The 16,095-nt window shown below is 58.9% G+C and carries 15 protein-coding genes and 1 pseudogene; 12 read left to right on the forward strand and 4 right to left on the reverse strand.

The genetic code is table 11. From position 1 onward, the window contains the following. The first annotated feature begins 15 nt into the window (after nt 1-15). The 12 genes from CAF79_RS00720 to CAF79_RS00775 all read left to right on the forward strand — a co-directional run bounded on the left by CAF79_RS00720 (nt 16) and on the right by CAF79_RS00775 (nt 11,824). Nucleotides 16-1,869 (forward strand): DUF1302 domain-containing protein, encoded by a 1,854-nt coding sequence (locus tag CAF79_RS00720; protein ID WP_085695976.1) that lies wholly within the window; start codon nt 16-18, stop codon nt 1,867-1,869. A gap of 62 nt (nt 1,870-1,931) precedes the next feature. Further along, nucleotides 1,932-4,292: an RND family transporter gene (locus tag CAF79_RS00725; protein ID WP_085695977.1), complete on the forward strand. Its 2,361-nt coding sequence runs from the start codon at nt 1,932-1,934 to the stop codon at nt 4,290-4,292. 14 nt (nt 4,293-4,306) lie between these two features. Next, nucleotides 4,307-5,272: a YCF48-related protein gene (locus CAF79_RS00730; RefSeq protein ID WP_085695978.1), complete on the forward strand. Its 966-nt coding sequence runs from the start codon at nt 4,307-4,309 to the stop codon at nt 5,270-5,272. Between the two features lie 110 nt (nt 5,273-5,382). Continuing rightward, nucleotides 5,383-6,603 carry an amine dehydrogenase large subunit gene (locus CAF79_RS00735; protein WP_085695979.1) on the forward strand — a complete coding sequence of 407 codons (1,221 nt, stop codon included), beginning with the start codon at nt 5,383-5,385 and terminating at the stop codon, nt 6,601-6,603. Continuing rightward, complete coding sequence (locus CAF79_RS00740) at nt 6,597-7,127, forward strand: MauE/DoxX family redox-associated membrane protein (RefSeq protein WP_085695980.1); 531 nt, start codon at nt 6,597-6,599, stop codon at nt 7,125-7,127. The genes CAF79_RS00735 and CAF79_RS00740 overlap by 7 nt, the downstream gene beginning before the upstream one ends. Beyond that, the gene (mauD, locus tag CAF79_RS00745; RefSeq protein WP_218191875.1) at nt 7,127-7,762 is read left to right on the forward strand and encodes a methylamine dehydrogenase accessory protein MauD; all 636 of its coding nucleotides are present in this window, start codon (nt 7,127-7,129) and stop codon (nt 7,760-7,762) included. The genes CAF79_RS00740 and mauD overlap by 1 nt, the downstream gene beginning before the upstream one ends. A gap of 8 nt (nt 7,763-7,770) precedes the next feature. Continuing rightward, on the forward strand, nt 7,771-8,289 hold the full coding sequence (locus CAF79_RS00750) for a methylamine dehydrogenase light chain (RefSeq protein ID WP_371917909.1): 519 nt from the start codon (nt 7,771-7,773) through the stop codon (nt 8,287-8,289). A gap of 2 nt (nt 8,290-8,291) precedes the next feature. Continuing rightward, nucleotides 8,292-8,717: a hypothetical protein gene (locus tag CAF79_RS00755; protein ID WP_085695983.1), complete on the forward strand. Its 426-nt coding sequence runs from the start codon at nt 8,292-8,294 to the stop codon at nt 8,715-8,717. 22 nt (nt 8,718-8,739) lie between these two features. Beyond that, nucleotides 8,740-9,360, forward strand: coding sequence for a cytochrome c (locus CAF79_RS00760; RefSeq protein WP_085695984.1), 621 nt, complete (start codon nt 8,740-8,742; stop codon nt 9,358-9,360). A 27-nt stretch (nt 9,361-9,387) separates the two neighbouring features. Next, nucleotides 9,388-10,092, forward strand: a complete 705-nt coding sequence (locus CAF79_RS00765) for an NAD(P)H-dependent oxidoreductase (protein WP_085695985.1) — start codon at nt 9,388-9,390, stop codon at nt 10,090-10,092. 10 nt (nt 10,093-10,102) lie between these two features. Further along, complete coding sequence (locus CAF79_RS00770) at nt 10,103-10,597, forward strand: hypothetical protein (RefSeq protein ID WP_085695986.1); 495 nt, start codon at nt 10,103-10,105, stop codon at nt 10,595-10,597. Beyond that, nucleotides 10,598-11,824, forward strand: coding sequence for an acyl-CoA dehydrogenase family protein (locus CAF79_RS00775; protein WP_085695987.1), 1,227 nt, complete (start codon nt 10,598-10,600; stop codon nt 11,822-11,824). A 353-nt stretch (nt 11,825-12,177) separates the two neighbouring features. Here CAF79_RS00775 and CAF79_RS00780 read toward each other — a convergent pair. The 4 genes and pseudogenes from CAF79_RS00780 to CAF79_RS00795 all read right to left on the reverse strand — a co-directional run. Beyond that, nucleotides 12,178-12,564 (reverse strand): annotated as a pseudogene (locus tag CAF79_RS00780) (tyrosine-type recombinase/integrase); the annotation flags it as partial. A gap of 275 nt (nt 12,565-12,839) precedes the next feature. Continuing rightward, nucleotides 12,840-13,688 carry an ABC transporter permease gene (locus CAF79_RS00785; protein WP_085695988.1) on the reverse strand — a complete coding sequence of 283 codons (849 nt, stop codon included), beginning with the start codon at nt 13,686-13,688 and terminating at the stop codon, nt 12,840-12,842. 6 nt (nt 13,689-13,694) lie between these two features. Beyond that, nucleotides 13,695-14,969 carry an ABC transporter permease gene (locus CAF79_RS00790; protein WP_085695989.1) on the reverse strand — a complete coding sequence of 425 codons (1,275 nt, stop codon included), beginning with the start codon at nt 14,967-14,969 and terminating at the stop codon, nt 13,695-13,697. 39 nt (nt 14,970-15,008) lie between these two features. Beyond that, nucleotides 15,009-16,091 (reverse strand): ABC transporter ATP-binding protein, encoded by a 1,083-nt coding sequence (locus tag CAF79_RS00795; RefSeq protein WP_085695990.1) that lies wholly within the window; start codon nt 16,089-16,091, stop codon nt 15,009-15,011. Nucleotides 16,092-16,095 lie beyond the last annotated feature (4 nt).

Raw genomic sequence — 16,095 nt, forward strand, 5'->3', positions numbered from 1 at the left:
CCAGAGAGCTGTCCCATGAACCAGAGCAATAATTCATGCGGTGCAATCGCACCGCAGGGAGCCCCGTTCCCGCGAAACGCCTGCGTGCTGGCGGTTGCCTTAGCGATCAACCTGGCGTGGATACCATCGAGTCATGCCCTGATGTTCGGCAACGAGGCGGGGATTTCCGGCAGCTTCGACTCCACGCTGTCCGTTGGCTTCGCCAGCCGCCTGCAGTCACCCGATTGCCACATCCTCGGCAACGACAGTGGCGGCTGCAACACCGGCACCGGCAATGAACTGGCGCGCTACTACAACCCGGTTCGGGGCAACGGCTACGCCAATGCCGACATTAACTACAGCAACGGCGACGACGGCAATCTCAACTACGACAAGCACGATGTGTATTCCGAAGTCATCAAGGGCAATCATGAATTGAGCCTGCGCTTTGGCGATGGCTGGAGTGCGCTGGGCCGGGTCGCCTGGGCCAGGGACTTCAAGATGGACAACGTGCGCACCACCGGACTGGACGATCAGGCCAGGCGAGATGCTACCGAGCGTTTCGACCTGCTTGATCTGTGGGTGGCTAAACGTTTCGATCTGGGCGACATGCCGGCCAAGGTCAAGGTCGGTAATCAAGTGATCAGCTGGGGATCGGAAATCTTCGTGCCCGGTGGCATCAACCAGATCAACGCCCTGAGCCTGCCCAAGTACCACACCCCCGGTACCCAGTTGAAAGAGGTGTTCGTTCCGGCACCGATGGCTTCATTCAATATTGGCCTGACCGACACCGTCAGTGTTGAGGCTTACTACCAGTTCAAATGGAATGCCTATGCCCTCGATCCGGTGGGTACTTACTTCTCGTCGGCGGATGTCGTGGGTGAGGGCCGTCGTCCAATCTATTACCCGACAAACTACGTGGAAGGACTGACGGGCAGCGGCGCCTGTGCCGGTCTGCCGAAAGGTCATTGTGGTGCGCCGAACATCAGCGGCCTGAGCGATGCCGAGCTGATCGCTGCAGGCCTCGCCGTTCCCTACGGCGGCGAGCGCGAAGCGAAGAATAGCGGCCAGTACGGTGTTGCACTGCGCTGGACGGCGGAAAGCATTGCGACCGACTTCGGTGTGTTCTACCAGCGTTATCACGACAAGCTGCCCTTTGTCGGGTACTCCGCCGTCAGCAACCCGGACAATCTGGTGGTGGACAACTACTTCATCAACTACGGCGAAGACAAAAACCTGTTCGGGTTGTCGGCAAGCACCATGGCTGGCCCGGTTGCGGTCGCCGGCGAGATTTCCTACCGTCCCGAGGACAGCGTGGCGATTGACCCGACCGTGCCGTTCGGACGCGGCTTCACGGGGAGCTACAACCCCTACAGCGTGTTCGATACCGGCGTGAACAAAGGCTTTGTCGAAGAAAAGAAATGGCAGGTCGACGTGAATGCCGTTTACACCTTCTCCGCCAATGATCCGCTCGGATTTATCCCGAGCGCGCTGGGCGCTTCGGATGGTTTCATCCTCGCCGAAGCGGTGGCCACGCGTTATCCGGGGCTGGACACCTCCGGCAAGGTGCCTTATCTGCTGCCGGACTACTCGATCCCGGACAAGACCTCCTGGGGCTACGTCACCGAGGTCGGCATCAACTATCCCAACCTGTTCGACACCGGTATCACAGTCACTCCGCAGCTAGATTTCAGCCATGACGTGAAGGGCACGTCGCCCAACGCCATGCCGTTCGTGGAGGGGCGCAAATCGCTCAGCGCCGCGCTGCTGTTCAACTACCGCGACCGCTGGAAGGGTGGACTGCAATGGGTGCAGTTCTGGGGCGGTGGCGACAACAACCTGATGGCTGACCGCGATTTCCTCAGCGGCAACGTTTCCTACTCCTTCTGATCCCGCAGCGCGATCCGGGCGACGAAAGGTTGTCCGCGATAGCGGCTGTATCGAGGCATTCCATGTTGGCTTTCCTGGTGTCGGCGCTCGAGCGCTTTTTCTTCCGTCATCGCCTGGCAACGCTGGGCCTGCTGGCGGTCATCACAATGATCATGGGCAGCTTTGCCTCGCGACTGGAGATGTCGGCCGGTTTCGACAAGCAACTGCCGCAGCAACACGCATTCATCAAGACTTTCAACCAGTACCGCGACGTGTTGTTCGGCGCCAACCGGGTGATCGTGGTGCTGCACGCCAGGCACGGCGATATCTGGAACAGACAGGCGATGACCCGCCTGTACGACCTGACCCAGACGCTGTTTTTCATGCCCGGCATCGACCGGCGCAGCGTCACCTCGCTGTGGACACCCAACACCCGTGCCGTTCAGATCACGGAAGAGGGCATGAAGGCCGAAGACGTGATCGGTGGCGATGTCACCGTGAGCACGCTGGACGACCAGGCGATTGCCGGCATTCGCGAGCGCACCATCGTCGGCGGTTTCGTCGGCAGTCTGGTGGCCAACGACTACAGCGGCGCTATGGTGGTGGCCGAACTGGCCGACCCGGATCCGCAGACCGGCCAGCGTCTTAATTACCTGCAATTCAGTCAGCGTCTGGAAGACGAAGTCCGTGCGAAATACGCCGATGCCGATCTCGACGTGCAGATTATCGGCTTCGCCAGACAAATGGGCGATATCGGTGCCGGTGCCAAGAGCGTGGTGGCCTTTTTCGCCCTGGCCTTCGTGCTCACGGCACTGGCTGTCTATGGATATACCCGCTCTTGGGCGCTGACACTGTTGCCGTTGCTGTGCTCTCTGGTGTCGGTGGTCTGGCAGTTCGGCACCCTCACGCTGCTGGGCTTCGGGCTCGATCCACTGGCGATACTCGTGCCGTTCCTGGTGTTTGCGGTAGGGGTGTCCCACGGCGTGCAACAGGTCAATTTCATCGCCAGGGAGGTCTGTGCCGGGGCCGACGGGATGACCGCCGCCCGGCGCAGCTTCGTTGCGCTGTTCATACCCGGCACGTTGGCCCTGATCACGGCATTCGTCGGTTTTGCCACGCTGGTACTGGTTCCGATCCCGATGATTCGCGAGTTGGCGATCACGGCGTCGGTCGGTGTGGCGTACAAGATCATCACCAACCTGATCATGTTGCCGTTGATGGCAAGCTATTTCCGTTTCGATCAGGGCTGGGTCGCACGGGTCGAACGGCTGCGGGCCAGACGCGACAATGCGATGGTCAGACTCGGACGCATTGCCGAACCGCGCAATGCAGTGATTACGACCTTGTTGTGTCTGTCGCTGATGGCCATGGCGGTATGGCAAAGCCAGGGTCGACACATTGGTCATGTACTGCCTGGAGCACCGGAGTTGCGCGAGGATTCGCGCTACAACCGGGATGTGGAAAGTGTGGTCAGCCATTTTTCCTTGGGGCTCGACCAGTTCACCGTGGTGGTGGAAACGCCTGCGGGCGGCTGCTATCGGCAAGACGTCATGGCCTACGTGGATCGTCTGACCTGGGCACTGGGCAACGTACCGGGCGTGCTGTCGGCGCAATCGCTGCCGGCCCTGACGAAGCTGGCGGCCTCCGGGGTCAATGAGGGCAACCCGAAATGGGCCGCTCTGCCTCGGGATGAGCTGTCGCTGGGTGAGGCTGTCCGTCAGGTTCCGGAAGCGCTGCATCTCTACAACGCCGACTGCACGCTGCTGCCCGTCAACCTGTACCTGGCCGATCACAAGGCCAGCACCCTCAAACGGGTGGTCAACGCCGTCGAGCGTTATCGGGCCAAACACGGCATGCCCGGCGTGACCCTACGCCTGGCCAGCGGCAATGCCGGTGTTCAGGCAGCGACCAACGACGTGGTTGAAGCCTGCGAACTGCCGATGATGTTGTATGTGTACCTGACCATCGCGCTGCTCGTGCTGCTGGTCTATCGCGACTGGCGCGCACTGATCGCCTGCTGTGCACCGCTGACGCTGGCGACCTTTCTCGGCTACGGGTTCATGAAAGCGCTCGACATCGGCCTGACCGTCGCCACCTTGCCGGTGATGGTACTCGCCGTCGGCATCGGCGTGGATTACGCGTTCTATATCTACAACCGCTTGCAGATGCATCTGGCCCGTGGCCAGGACATCGTCAATGCCTTCCAGCTGGCCCTGCGAGAAGTCGGCGTGGCAACGGTGTTCACCGCGTTGACACTGTCGGTCGGTGTCGCCACCTGGTCGTTCTCGGCGCTGAAGTTTCAGGCCGACATGGGACTGCTGCTGACCTTCATGTTCATGGCCAACATGCTGATGGCCATCACCCTGTTGCCCGCATTGGCCGTGGTACTGGAAATCCTGATTCCGCGTCGGGGGGCGGTTCGTGCGCCTCTGATCGCGCACTGACGAGGAGCCTCTCGATGATTGCACTGCAATGGTTTCGTTGGTTGGCCGTGGCCTGGGTTCTGGTTTTCGCCGGCAGGCTTTGGGCGGCTGAAATCGATTCACCGGCGATTTTGCTGAACAACGCGCAATCGGCCCCGTTGGTGGCGGTCGCCCGGACCGGACAGCGCTGGGTGGCGGTCGGCGACCACGGCGTGATCGTTCATTCCGATGATGGCCGGGTCTGGAGCCAATCCAGAAGCGTCCCGGTCGACGGCTTGCTGACTGCGCTGAGCTTTGCCGATGACCGGCAGGGCTGGGCGGTCGGCCACAATGGCGTGGTTCTGCACAGCGATGACGGCGGCCAGACCTGGGTCATGCAAAAGCGCCTGGACGACCAGCCGACGCTGCTTTCGGTGTGGTTTGAAAATGCCCGCCACGGCATGGTGGTCGGCGCTTATGGCTACGCTGCACAGACCCGGGACGGTGGCGCGACATGGCAACCGATGCAGGTGGGTGAAGAGGGCGAGGATCATCACCTCAACGCCTTGTTTGCGGGCCGCGACGGCACATTGTTCATTGCCGCGGAATCCGGCAAAGCCTATCGCTCCAGCGATCACGGTGCGACCTGGCAGGCGCTGGATACGGGTGTCAGTGGTTCGCTCTGGAGCGGAATCGGTTTGCGCGACGGGCGCCTCCTTCTGGTCGGCATGAGCGGGCGGGTGCTGATGGGGGACAGTTCCGGCAGATACTGGCAAAGGCTGGACAGCGGCAGCCACGAGGCGATCACCGCCGTCACCCAACTCAATGACGGTCGCGTTGCCTGGGTCGGCAACGGCGGACTGGTCGGGCGTTCCGACACGGCTGTCGAACATTTCTCTGTCGAGCAGCGCGAGGATCGTTTGAACCTCGCGGCTCTGGCGGCGAACACCAGCGGCGATCTGCTGCTGTTCGGTCCGACAGGCGTGATCGTTCCCGACGCCGTCCCGGGAGCTGAAAAATGACACCGGATGCCAACCGCACTGTCACCCCGGGTCAAGTCGCCGCAGATACCCCCCGCATAGACTGGAATCCAGGCCGACTGGGTCGTTCGAAGCCACGGAAGTGTGTTTTTATGCTCAAGTGTTCACTGCAACTTTTACTGTGTGGTTTGACCTTTTTCTGTGCCGTATCGCCGGTATTCGCCGGGTTCGTGCCCGAGCAGGCCGGAGTCGAAGTGTTGGGAGATCACCGCGACCGGAACTGGTTTTGGATCTGGGGCAGCAATGCCCCGAACATGGTCGACGGGCGTGCGTATCTGTTCGATGACAACGGTCGCAATCTCGGCTTGTTGAGCACCGGCATGTGGTCCAACGGACTGGTGTTGTCGCACCGACGCGACGAGATTTACGCCAGTGAGATCTATTTCAGCCGTGGCGTGCGTGGCAAGCGCACGGACGTGGTCACGGTCTACGACGCCAGGACTCTGAGCCCGAAGCACGAGATCGAAATCCCCGCCAAGCGCATGTCGGCGCTGATCTCCAGCGGCCTTAGCGTACTGTCGGACGATGAGCGTTTTTTGCTGGTGGTCAACTTCACACCTGCGCAATCGGTCTCTATCGTTGATCTGGAAAACCGGCAGTTTGTCAGCGAAGTGGCAACACCGGGATGTGCTTCCGTGTACCCGGCCGGACCACGGGATTTCTATTCGATTTGCGGCAATGGCGGGTTCTTCCATCTGCGTCTCGATGATCAGGGGCAAGTGGTGCTGCAAGAGCGCACCGACCCCGCGTTCGACCCGCTGCAGGATCTGCTACTGACCACTGGTTCGCGTCTCGGCGACACCTGGTATTTCGTTTCGCAGAAAAACAATGCCTACGCGCTGAAGATGACCGCCGAGGGCGTGGTGCCGCTGCATCACTGGTCATTGGTCAGCGAAACCGAGCGTGCTGATGGCTGGGGCATCGCCGGCAACCATGGCACGGCTTTGCATGAGCGCAGTGGCCGGTTGTTCGTGCTGATGCACAAGGACAAACCGGAGAACTACCAGAAGCCCGGCACCGAAGTCTGGGTCTATGACCTCAAGACCCGACAGCGTCTGAAGCGCATTGAACTGAACGAGCAAAGCACCGCCATCGGTGTCAGCCAGGGCGAACAGCCACGGCTGTACAGCCTCGACTGGGTGGTGCCGATGCCGAAACTGTTCACCCTGTGGATCTACCTCACACAGGGCGATGCGGGACTGATGCCGCTGTTGCGTCAGGGCATCAACCTCTACGACGCCGACAGTGGCGAGCACCTGCGCAGTGTCGGCGATATCCCGCTGGGTTTCATGAATGTGGTGATGCCATGGTGATCGATGATCCGCTCGTGCATCTGGCCAGCGCTGGTTTGCTCGCACTTTTGTTGGGTTCGGGCGGCATGCAAAAGCTGCGCAATCGATCAGCGTTCGTTCAAGTGCTGCAGCGCTACGGGCTCGGACAAGGATCGCGCAGGGCGCTGGTTTTTTTATTGCCTGTCGGGGAAATCCTCAGCGCAGCCGGGCTGATTCTGTGCCTGAAGATGCCTTGGCTGGCGGCACCCGCCGTGGTGTTGCTGGGGCTTTATGCCGGCGTCCTGGCCATCAGCGTTCGACGCGGCGAGGCCATCGAAGATTGCGGTTGCCACTTCGGGGGCAAACCTCAGCCGCCCAGTGCTGCATTGGTCTGGCGCAACCTGTTGCTTACGGGGCTGGCGCTGAATCTTGTGTTGCCTGCCACTGGCCGCCCGTTGGTGTGGTTCGACGCACTGACCCTGGTCTTTCTGTTCATCAGCGCGACCGCCTTCTACGGGTTGGCCCATTTGCTGATGGCCAACCACGCTGCCTTGAGGAAACTGTGATGACCACGACGCATGCGCTGATGATTTCCAACGTCCTGTCCTGGTTGATGACGCTTGCGCTGCTGCTGGCCGTCTGGGCGCTGGCCCGGCAGATCGGTGTGCTGCACGAACGCATCAAACCGGTGGGGGCGTTGTCCCTGGGCAAATCGATCAAGGCGGGCGAAGTCGCTCCGCCGTTCACCCTGACCAGCCTCACCGGCGGCACGGTGAGCATCGGCGGGAGCAGCGCCTACGGGCAATCGACATTGCTGTTTTTCCTCTCGGAAACCTGCCCGGTGTGCAAGACGCTGCTGCCGGTGCTCAAGTCCTTGCGCCAGCAAGAGAGGGCGCGCTTGCGCGTGGTGCTCGCCAGCGACGGGGACCTGACCGCCCATCAAGCCTTCATCGATACGCAGCGACTGCATGAATTTCCCTACCTGCTGTCGCAGGAAGTCGGCCTGGCCTACCAGATCAGCAAGTTGCCGTACGGCGTGTTGATCGATGCCAACGGCACCGTGGTCACCCATGGGCTGATCAATTCCCGTGAACATCTGGAAAGCCTGCTGGAAGCCCAGGACACGGGATATGCCTCGATCCAGGCGTACCGGGCAACGTTGCAGGTGTCCGATGAGCCTCTTTACAAACAGGTGCACTGAGCATGGCGATCAAATGGTTCGATGAAGCGGCGGAGATGTTCTCCCGTCGGATCGCCCGCAATACGTCGCGGCGAGGATTTCTGGGCGGTCTGGGGACGATGATGATCGGGGTTGGCGCCACGACATTGCTGCCGGTTTTTCGCAGCGGCGCCTTTGCTCAGACCAGCCCGGGACTGGTGGAAAGCGGCGATCCGAACAGCTGCGACTACTGGCGTTATTGCGCTATCGACGGTTTTCTCTGTGGTTGCTGTGGCGGCACGGTCAACAGTTGTCCCCCGGGCACCGTGCGCTCGGACATCACCTGGATCGGCACTTGCCGCAACCCGTCTGACGGCAAGGACTACGTCATCTCTTACAACGATTGCTGCGGCAAAAGTAACTGTGGCCGCTGCGTGTGCCAGCGCGATCAGGGCGATACGCCGCTTTACCGTCCGCAAAGCTCGAACGATCTGAACTGGTGTTCCGGCAGCCTTGCCGACATGCCGTATCACTGCTCGCTGTCGGTGGTCATCGGGGTGAAAGAGTAGGGATGGCCAGTCGCGTACTTGTCGCGTTCACACTGGTGTGCGGGATGTCGTTTGCAGCTTCCGGGAGCTGGGCAACCGAGCCCCGGCAGTTCGATTACATGGTCAATTGCCAGGGTTGTCATCTGCCAGACGGCAGCGGTAATCCGCAACGTCAGGTTCCGGCATTTCCCGGCCAGCTCGGCAAATTCCTGAGTGTGCCCGGTGGCCGGGCGTATCTGGTGCAGGTGCCGGGCTCGGCGCTGTCCGGGCTGTCGGATGAGGCGCTCGCTGGTGTCCTCAACTGGATGCTGACGACGTTCAGCCCGGCTGAGTTGCCCGATGATTTCGAGCCCTACACGGCCCGTGAAGTGCAGCGCTTGCGACCTTCCGTACCCACCGACATCCAGCATGTTCGCGAAGACTTGCTGCAGCAAATCGCCCGGCAATAACAACAATGGAGAACGGCTAACGATGAAAGTCAGGATTACGTTCGGCGTGCTGCTGTTCGCCTTGATACTTGATGCTCACGCTGAAGTGCCTGCACAGGCTGGCAGCTGCGTGGCGTGCCACGGCGCCGATGGGCAGGGCAACCCGGCATTGGGCGCGCCCCGTCTGGCCGGCCAACAGGCTGTGTATCTCGAGACGCAATTGCAGAACTTCAAGAGCGGACGGCGCGGCTACGACGCCCGTGATACACACGGCACGCAGATGCGTGCAATCGCCACCCCTCTGAGCGACAGCGATATGAAGTCACTGGCCGGGTATTTCTCGAGTCAGATATTGACCGGCAAGCGCAAGGCTGCGCCATCCGACGAACCCAATGGGCAAGCGCTTTACCAGGCGACGTGCTCCGCGTGCCACGGACCGAAAGGCGAAGGTTTCGCCCACTTGAAAACGCCGAATCTCGGCATCCTCGATAGCGCCTACATCGATCGCCAGCTCGAGCATTTTGCTCAAGGCCTGCGTGGCGGGGAAAACCATGCCGACGAGCTGGGCATCTGGATGCGCGGCATCGCCCTGCAAATTGCGAATGAAGGTGATCGCAAGTCGGTTGCCGCTTACCTCGGCAGCCAGACAAGTGCTGCCCCCTGATCATTATCTGAAGCTGGAACGGTTTTCATGAATGTATTGATTGTGCATGCGCACCCGGAGCCGGGCTCCTTCACCACGGCAATGAAAGATCTCGCGGTGCAGGTCATTGCCGGGCAGGGCAACGAGGTCATCGTTTCCGATCTGTATGCCCAGAACTTTAATCCCGTTGCCAGTGCAGAAGACTTCAACCAGCGGGCCAATCCCGAGTACCTCGTCTATGCACTGGAGCAGCGGCACAACAACAAACAAGGCAGCCTCACGGCGGACATTCAGGCAGAGCTGGACAAGGTCCAGTGGGCCGATCTGATCATTTTCAGCTTCCCGATCTACTGGTTCGGCATGCCGGCAATTCTCAAGGGCTGGGTCGATCGGGTGTTTATCTCCGGCTATTGCTACGGCGGGCGGCGCATCTACGACCTGGGTGGATTGCGAGGCAAGTCGGCGATGCTCGCAGTCTCTCTGGGCGGGCAACGGCACATGTTCGGCGCCGGGGCCATTCATGGCGAAATCGAGACACTGCTGCGCCCGATTCACCAGGGCATGCTCGGATATGTCGGACTCGAGGTCCTGCCGCCGTTCATCGCCTGGCATGTGCCCTACATCAGCGATGAAGGCCGGCGCGAATACCTCACGCAATACCGTCAGCACCTGCTCGACCTGGAGCAGCACACACCGTTGTCGATGCCTGCAATGAGTGACTACGACGAGACTCTTCGACCTAAGCGAACGTGAGCCAATACCGATGCTTTCCAAACAGTTCATCAGCGGGTTCCGTCACGAACTCTCCAACCGAGCCTTTGCCTTGATGGCGGTAAGGCGCATGACAGAACGACTACAAGGCGATGAGCGCCGCGTGTTCTGGAAAACCTATTGGGATCTGGAACGGTTTAACAGTCCGCGCTATTCGGCAGCGGCCCGACAGTGGGGACTGGAATTCAAGCCGGGGATCTTTCCGAAAACCAAGGCCTGGCTTATTTCTTCTGTGCCAAGACCATGGATGGGTATGTTGCTGAAAATCGTCCATCGGGAAACCGTCAAATACCTGCAGTGGCTCAAGGCGCTGCGGGATATCGGTCCGACGGAATCACGGGTGTTCCTCAATTACATGATCGAACAGGAAGAGCTGCAGATCGAGTTGATGCAGTTGGCCTTGGCGAACCGTTACACGGAAATCGTGCGGCGCGCGGACCGGTTCTTCCTCAAGTACAGCGGTGTCATTTTAAGCAGAGGTGAGTAAATGACGATGTTCCCCAAACGTATGGCCGATGAGCTTTATCATGACTTGATGTCCTCAGAAACAGTGAAGGGGGTTCGCAGGGAGGTTCGTGCATTCGCCGATGAATTCGTGGCGCCCAGAGCCTATGAAATCGCCCACCGAGACGAAAGCATCGAGAACTTTCCACGCGACGTATTCGATGCCATGGCGCGCCACGGCATTTTTGCCATTCCCTTTGCGCAGCAGGATGGTGGTCGTGGCCTTGAACATCGAGTGCTAGCCACCGCGACGGTCTGCGAGGAATTGGCCTACCACAGCAACTCGATTGCCGCTGTGTTCGATGTACACTGCATTCTTGCTGGACGTACGCTGGAGAAGGGCAGTGATGCCATTCGCGAGCGCTACCTGAAGCCGGTGATCCGTGGAGAAAAAATCGGCGCATTTGCTACGACCGAACCACTGGCAAGCACCGATCTTTCGCCTAGAGCTGTTGCGACGATTGCGCGTCGAGAGGGTGATCTTTACATCCTAAACGGGCAAAAACGCTTTATCACCAACTCTCCCGTGGCCGATTTTATCGTTGTGCTTTGCCGCAGCGACGAGGACGGCATGGTCGAGCTGGTGGTCGAGACCGATCAGCCTGGTGTGCGGATTGGCAAACCCGATCTGAAAATGGGCAATCGCGGTCAGCTCACCGCCGATGTGCATTTCGATCATGTCGAGGTTCCGATCGAGCGCCGCATCGGCGGGGTCAACCAGGGACTGCGTGTAGCACTGGCGACTTTGACGTTCGGCAGGATCGGCATTGCGGCCACCGGTGTCGGCATGGCTCAGGCCGCGTTTGATCATTCCACGGGGCATTTGCGCAACCGCGAAGCTTTCGGCAAGAAACTCGGTGCCTTCCAGCACTGGCAGTTCCGGATGGCCGAGCGTGCCACCCAGATCGAAAATGCACGCAATCTCTACATCAAGGCCGCACTGCGCATGGATATGGGCGCCGAGTTCCCCGAGCCAGAGGCCGCGATGGCGAAATTCTATGCCACCGAGGCCGCCGGCGACATGGCGCGTGATGGCGTGCAGATCTTTGGGGGATACGGCTTCTTGCGTGAACTTTCCGAAGACGGAAGTCATTACAAGGTCGAAGAGATCTACCGGGACAACAAGATCAGCGAAATTTATGAGGGGACAAATGAAATCCAACGAATGGTCATTGCCCGGCAAATATTTGGTAAGGGCTTAGTAGGCTGACTGATTGCTTTCAGCTGTAAGTGGAGGTTTTATAAGCGACCGCTAACGGCCATTAACGGACGCTCGCAAGGGGAGGCTAGGCCTCTTTACAGCCCGATTTTTTTCCGCAATTTATTTTGAGGTGCTGATTTTGCTGTCTTGGAGCGGATAAGAAAAGTGTGTGATGCGGAAAAATAATATCTCTAAGTACATGATTTAAAAGAAGAAAATAATGTGCTTAAAATCCCCCGCTCGTAAGGGCGTGCCGGTTCGATTCCGGCTTCGGGCACCATCTTAAATCAAGGGTTTGCGGGCGAATGCTGATGCAAACCCTTGTTTGTTTCCGGTCCGCAATTTCGACAGTGGTCCGCAATTCACTTCGTGGGCATGACTCTTTTGCCCTTGCGATTTCGAATGTACTGCTCGGTCATCACGACAGTGGTATGCCCAGGTTGATCCTTGGCCTGCATGATATCGCCACTCGATTCCGCCTTGTCGGTGCCAGCCTTGGCGCGCAGATCGCGCATTTGGAACTCGGCCTTTTCAACTCCAGCGGCCTCCCGGGCCACATCAAACCGTCTCCGCAACATTGCCTCCGTCATCGGAGTGCCATCCTCTGTCACGATCAGCCGCGTCGAGTGGACCTTGTGCCCAGCTTTACGGACCATGATTCGATCAATCAAAACCTCCAGCTCGCCAATGACCTCGATTCGCCGTTTGGCCTTCGTTTTTCCAATCAGCTCGTCGCGAATGGACGATTCGCCGCTACTAACAAATGGTATTGAGCTGTCGATGATACCTGCGAAAATCTGGACTGGACTAAAGCTCCGACACAGTCCGCTCATCCTGGCGATAATGGCACCAGCATCGCGTCCTTCGCGTTAATCATTGCAGACGAATTCGTTCAAACTTCGCAGGGAAATCCATTACTTCAAAAGCTATACCATTGAAGGGAGTCAAGCACTGTAGGAGAGCTGCTGGGAGCTTTGTGTCGCCCAGCCGACGGCGACTCAGGCGCTGTCGGCTAGGAGCCGGTTCACTCCTTGATACCACGTAAACGCAAGGCGCGGCGGCGCATGATTTCAATCGCCACTAACAACATCACTGACCCCAGAATCAGTAACGTAGCGGCCGCCAAGATGGTCGGGCTGATCTGCTCTCGCATCCCTGACCACATTTGCCGAGGGATTGTGCGTTGCTCGATGCCTCCGAGAAATTGCACCACCACTGCTTCGTCGAACGAGGTAACCATGGCGAAGAGGCCTCCGGAAATGATTCCGGGGCGAATTAGCGGGAAAGTGATTCGCAGGAAGGTATAGGAGGACGATGCACCCAGGCTCGAAGCGGCCCGTGTCAACGAGTGATCGAAGCTCACCAGGGTCGCAGTCACCGTGATGATCACAAACGGTGTGCCAAGTACCGCGTGGGCGAGAATGATCCCAAGATGGTTATGCGCCAGGCCCAAGGTGCTGTAGAAGAAGTACATACCTGCCGAGGAAATGATCACCGGGACAATCATCGGTGAAATCAGAGTGCCCATCAGCAGTGCTTTGCACGGCAGGTTTGAGCGACTGAGCCCCAGTGCCGCCAAGGTGCCAAGCAGCGTAGCGATCACCGTCGAACTCGCGGCGATGATCAGGCTGTTTTTGAATGACAGTAGCCACATTGGATCTTCCAGCAACTCGTGGTACCAGCGATTGGAAAACGCTGCCGGATCGAGCTTGAGCATACCGCTGGTGAAGCTGAAATAAGGCTCGACGTTGAAAGACAGTGGAATAACTACCAGCACCGGCAAGATCAAAAACAGCAGCACCAACAGACCGAAGCCGCGAACGCCGTAGAACCAGGTGCGCCCCAGCGGGCCGGTATAACTTGGAAGGCTCATTTTCGGTTACCCCAGTTTCATGTTGCTGATGCCGACCACACGGTCGTACAGCCAATAGAGAAATAGCACGATCAACAGCAAGATGCTGCCGATGGCCGCGGCCAGGCCCCAGTTGAGTGAGGTTTGCATGTGGTACGCGATGAAGTTGCTGATGACCTGGCCGGTACGCCCGCCCACCAACGCTGGCGTGATGTAGTAACCAATGGCGAGGATGAACACCAGGATCCCGCCAGCGCTCAGGCCCGGCAGAGAAAGTGGAAAATAGATGCGTACAAAGGTTCGCAACGAGCTGGCACCCATAGAGTGCGCAGCACGGATGTAGGTCTGATCGATGCTCTTCATCACGCTGTACATCGGCAGCACCATGAACGGCAGCAGGATGTGCGTCATGGCGATGACTGTGCCCCACATGTTGAACATCAGATCCAGTGGCTGGGCAATCAGGCCGAGCTTGAGCAGGGTGCTGTTGAGCACGCCGCTCGATTGCAGGATCACCATCCAGGCTGTAGTGCGTACCAGCAACGACGTCCAGAAGGGCAGCAGTACCAGAATCATCAGGACATTACTGACTTTGGCCGGCAGCGTGGCCAGCATGTATGCCAGCGGGTAGCCCAGCAACATGCATAGCAACGTGATGCCGACGGTCATGGTCAGGGTCTTCAACAGAATGCTGACGTATATCCGCCGGCTCTCGGGTTGACGTACTACGTTGCCCTGATCGTCGTATTGCAAGTCCAGGGCGGCCAGATAGTGGATGCCCGAATACGCAGGCGCCATGGATTTGAGTTGTGCCCAAGTGCCGAGTTGCCCCCATCGACTGTCTATGCTCACCATTCCCGCTGCATAGTTTCCGCTGGCAGGTCTGGACTTGCCCAGCTCTCGCGCGGTTTTGCTGAACAGGCTTTGGAAGCCACTTTTGACCCGGTTGAGATCAGAGCCCACTCGGTCTAGCTGCTGACTATGATCCAGGCTGACTATTTCTTCAGCCAGTGTCGCGTAAACCTGTTCATTCGGCACGGCCTTACCGTCCCAGTCACCCAGCGCCTGGCTGGTTAGCGGCATGTAAGTCGATAGCGTTCCATTTTCTACACTGCGCATCAGCATGGTTCCGATGGGCAGCAGAAAGAACACCGTGATGAAGGCCAGCAAAGGGAGAACCAGCAGCAGGGAACGAACCTTATTGACCCGTTCTGCTCTTTGTAAACGGACGCGCAGGCTCGGTTGCGCATGGTCATCAAGGACTTGCCCGCTCAGCGGCCGGGCGGCATATGAACTGCTCATGGTGGACTCCAGTGAAGAGTGATTGGCAGGCGTCATGGCTCAGGCATCCAGCGCGCGACAGTCGTCGACAGCCCAGCCCAACATGATTTGCTCACCGACACTGGGACAACTCCGTCCAGCGGCATTGACAACCTTGACGATGAATTCCGAGTGCCCGGCCAATTCCAGGCGGGCGCGTAAGTGGTCGCCGTGGTAGATGACCTCGAGAACGCGAGCGGGCACACGGTTCTCACACTCCCACTGAGCCGGGTTCATCAACACGCGCTCGGGGCGAATCGAGAGGGTAGTAGGTGAGCCCACTCCCGAGACTTTTACCGCACGGGCCTTGAGCAAGTGCTCGCCAACACGCACGGTGCAGTATCCATTCTCGATCGCCGTGACCTGGCCGTGCAGGCGGTTGTTCTCACCAATAAAGCTCGAGACAAATGCGGTTTCCGGTTTTTCGTAGAGATCTGACGGATTGGCCAATTGCTGCACGATGCCGTCGTTGAAGACCGCGATGCGATCAGACATGGTCAGGGCTTCACTCTGATCGTGGGTGACGTACACCACGGTGATACCCAGTTGCTTGGACAGACGCTTGATCTCGTACTGCATCTGTTCGCGAAGCTGTTTGTCCAGCGCGCCCAGTGGCTCATCCATCAGCACCAGTCTGGGCTCGAAAATCAGCGCACGGGCCAGTGCCACGCGTTGCTTTTGCCCCCCGGAAAGCTGCGCCGGCATGCGGTTGCTCAACTTGCCCAGGGCAACCATGTCCAGGGCTTGGGTCACACGCTGTTGAATCTCGCTGCGACTGAAGTTACGCACCTTGAGCGGAAAGGCCAGGTTCTCGGCAATGGTCAGGTGCGGAAACAAGGCATAGTTCTGGAACACCATACCGATGCCGCGTTTCTGCGGCGCAATGTCGTTGACAGGCCTGGCGTCGATGCAGATTTCCCCGTGGGTAACGGTTTCAAATCCGGCAAGCATCATCAGGCATGTGGTCTTGCCCGAGCCGGAAGGTCCCAGCATTGTGACGAACTCGCCTTGTTGAATATCCAGGTTGAAGTTCTTCACTACGAGCGACTCGCCGTCGTAACTTTTTTGAACATTGCGGAAACTGACAAACGATTGTGAATCCATGGGG

The sequence above is a fragment of the Pseudomonas sp. B26(2017) genome (assembly GCF_002113045.1).
In the GTDB taxonomy this organism is placed as follows: domain Bacteria; phylum Pseudomonadota; class Gammaproteobacteria; order Pseudomonadales; family Pseudomonadaceae; genus Aquipseudomonas.

Bases quoted from the DNA above. Each gene is read 5' to 3' on its own strand.
- CAF79_RS00720 (WP_085695976.1), top strand. From the start codon at position 16: ATGAACCAGAGCAATAATTCATGCGGTGCAATCGCACCGCAGGGAGCC.
- CAF79_RS00725 (WP_085695977.1), top strand. From the start codon at position 1,932: ATGTTGGCTTTCCTGGTGTCGGCGCTCGAGCGCTTTTTCTTCCGTCAT.
- CAF79_RS00730 (WP_085695978.1), top strand. From the start codon at position 4,307: ATGATTGCACTGCAATGGTTTCGTTGGTTGGCCGTGGCCTGGGTTCTG.
- CAF79_RS00735 (WP_085695979.1), top strand. From the start codon at position 5,383: ATGCTCAAGTGTTCACTGCAACTTTTACTGTGTGGTTTGACCTTTTTC.
- CAF79_RS00740 (WP_085695980.1), top strand. From the start codon at position 6,597: ATGGTGATCGATGATCCGCTCGTGCATCTGGCCAGCGCTGGTTTGCTC.
- mauD (WP_218191875.1), top strand. From the start codon at position 7,127: ATGACCACGACGCATGCGCTGATGATTTCCAACGTCCTGTCCTGGTTG.
- CAF79_RS00755 (WP_085695983.1), top strand. From the start codon at position 8,292: ATGGCCAGTCGCGTACTTGTCGCGTTCACACTGGTGTGCGGGATGTCG.
- CAF79_RS00760 (WP_085695984.1), top strand. From the start codon at position 8,740: ATGAAAGTCAGGATTACGTTCGGCGTGCTGCTGTTCGCCTTGATACTT.
- CAF79_RS00765 (WP_085695985.1), top strand. From the start codon at position 9,388: ATGAATGTATTGATTGTGCATGCGCACCCGGAGCCGGGCTCCTTCACC.
- CAF79_RS00770 (WP_085695986.1), top strand. From the start codon at position 10,103: ATGCTTTCCAAACAGTTCATCAGCGGGTTCCGTCACGAACTCTCCAAC.
- CAF79_RS00775 (WP_085695987.1), top strand. From the start codon at position 10,598: ATGACGATGTTCCCCAAACGTATGGCCGATGAGCTTTATCATGACTTG.
- CAF79_RS00785 (WP_085695988.1), bottom strand. From the start codon at position 13,688: ATGAGCCTTCCAAGTTATACCGGCCCGCTGGGGCGCACCTGGTTCTAC.
- CAF79_RS00790 (WP_085695989.1), bottom strand. From the start codon at position 14,969: ATGAGCAGTTCATATGCCGCCCGGCCGCTGAGCGGGCAAGTCCTTGAT.
- CAF79_RS00795 (WP_085695990.1), bottom strand. From the start codon at position 16,091: ATGGATTCACAATCGTTTGTCAGTTTCCGCAATGTTCAAAAAAGTTAC.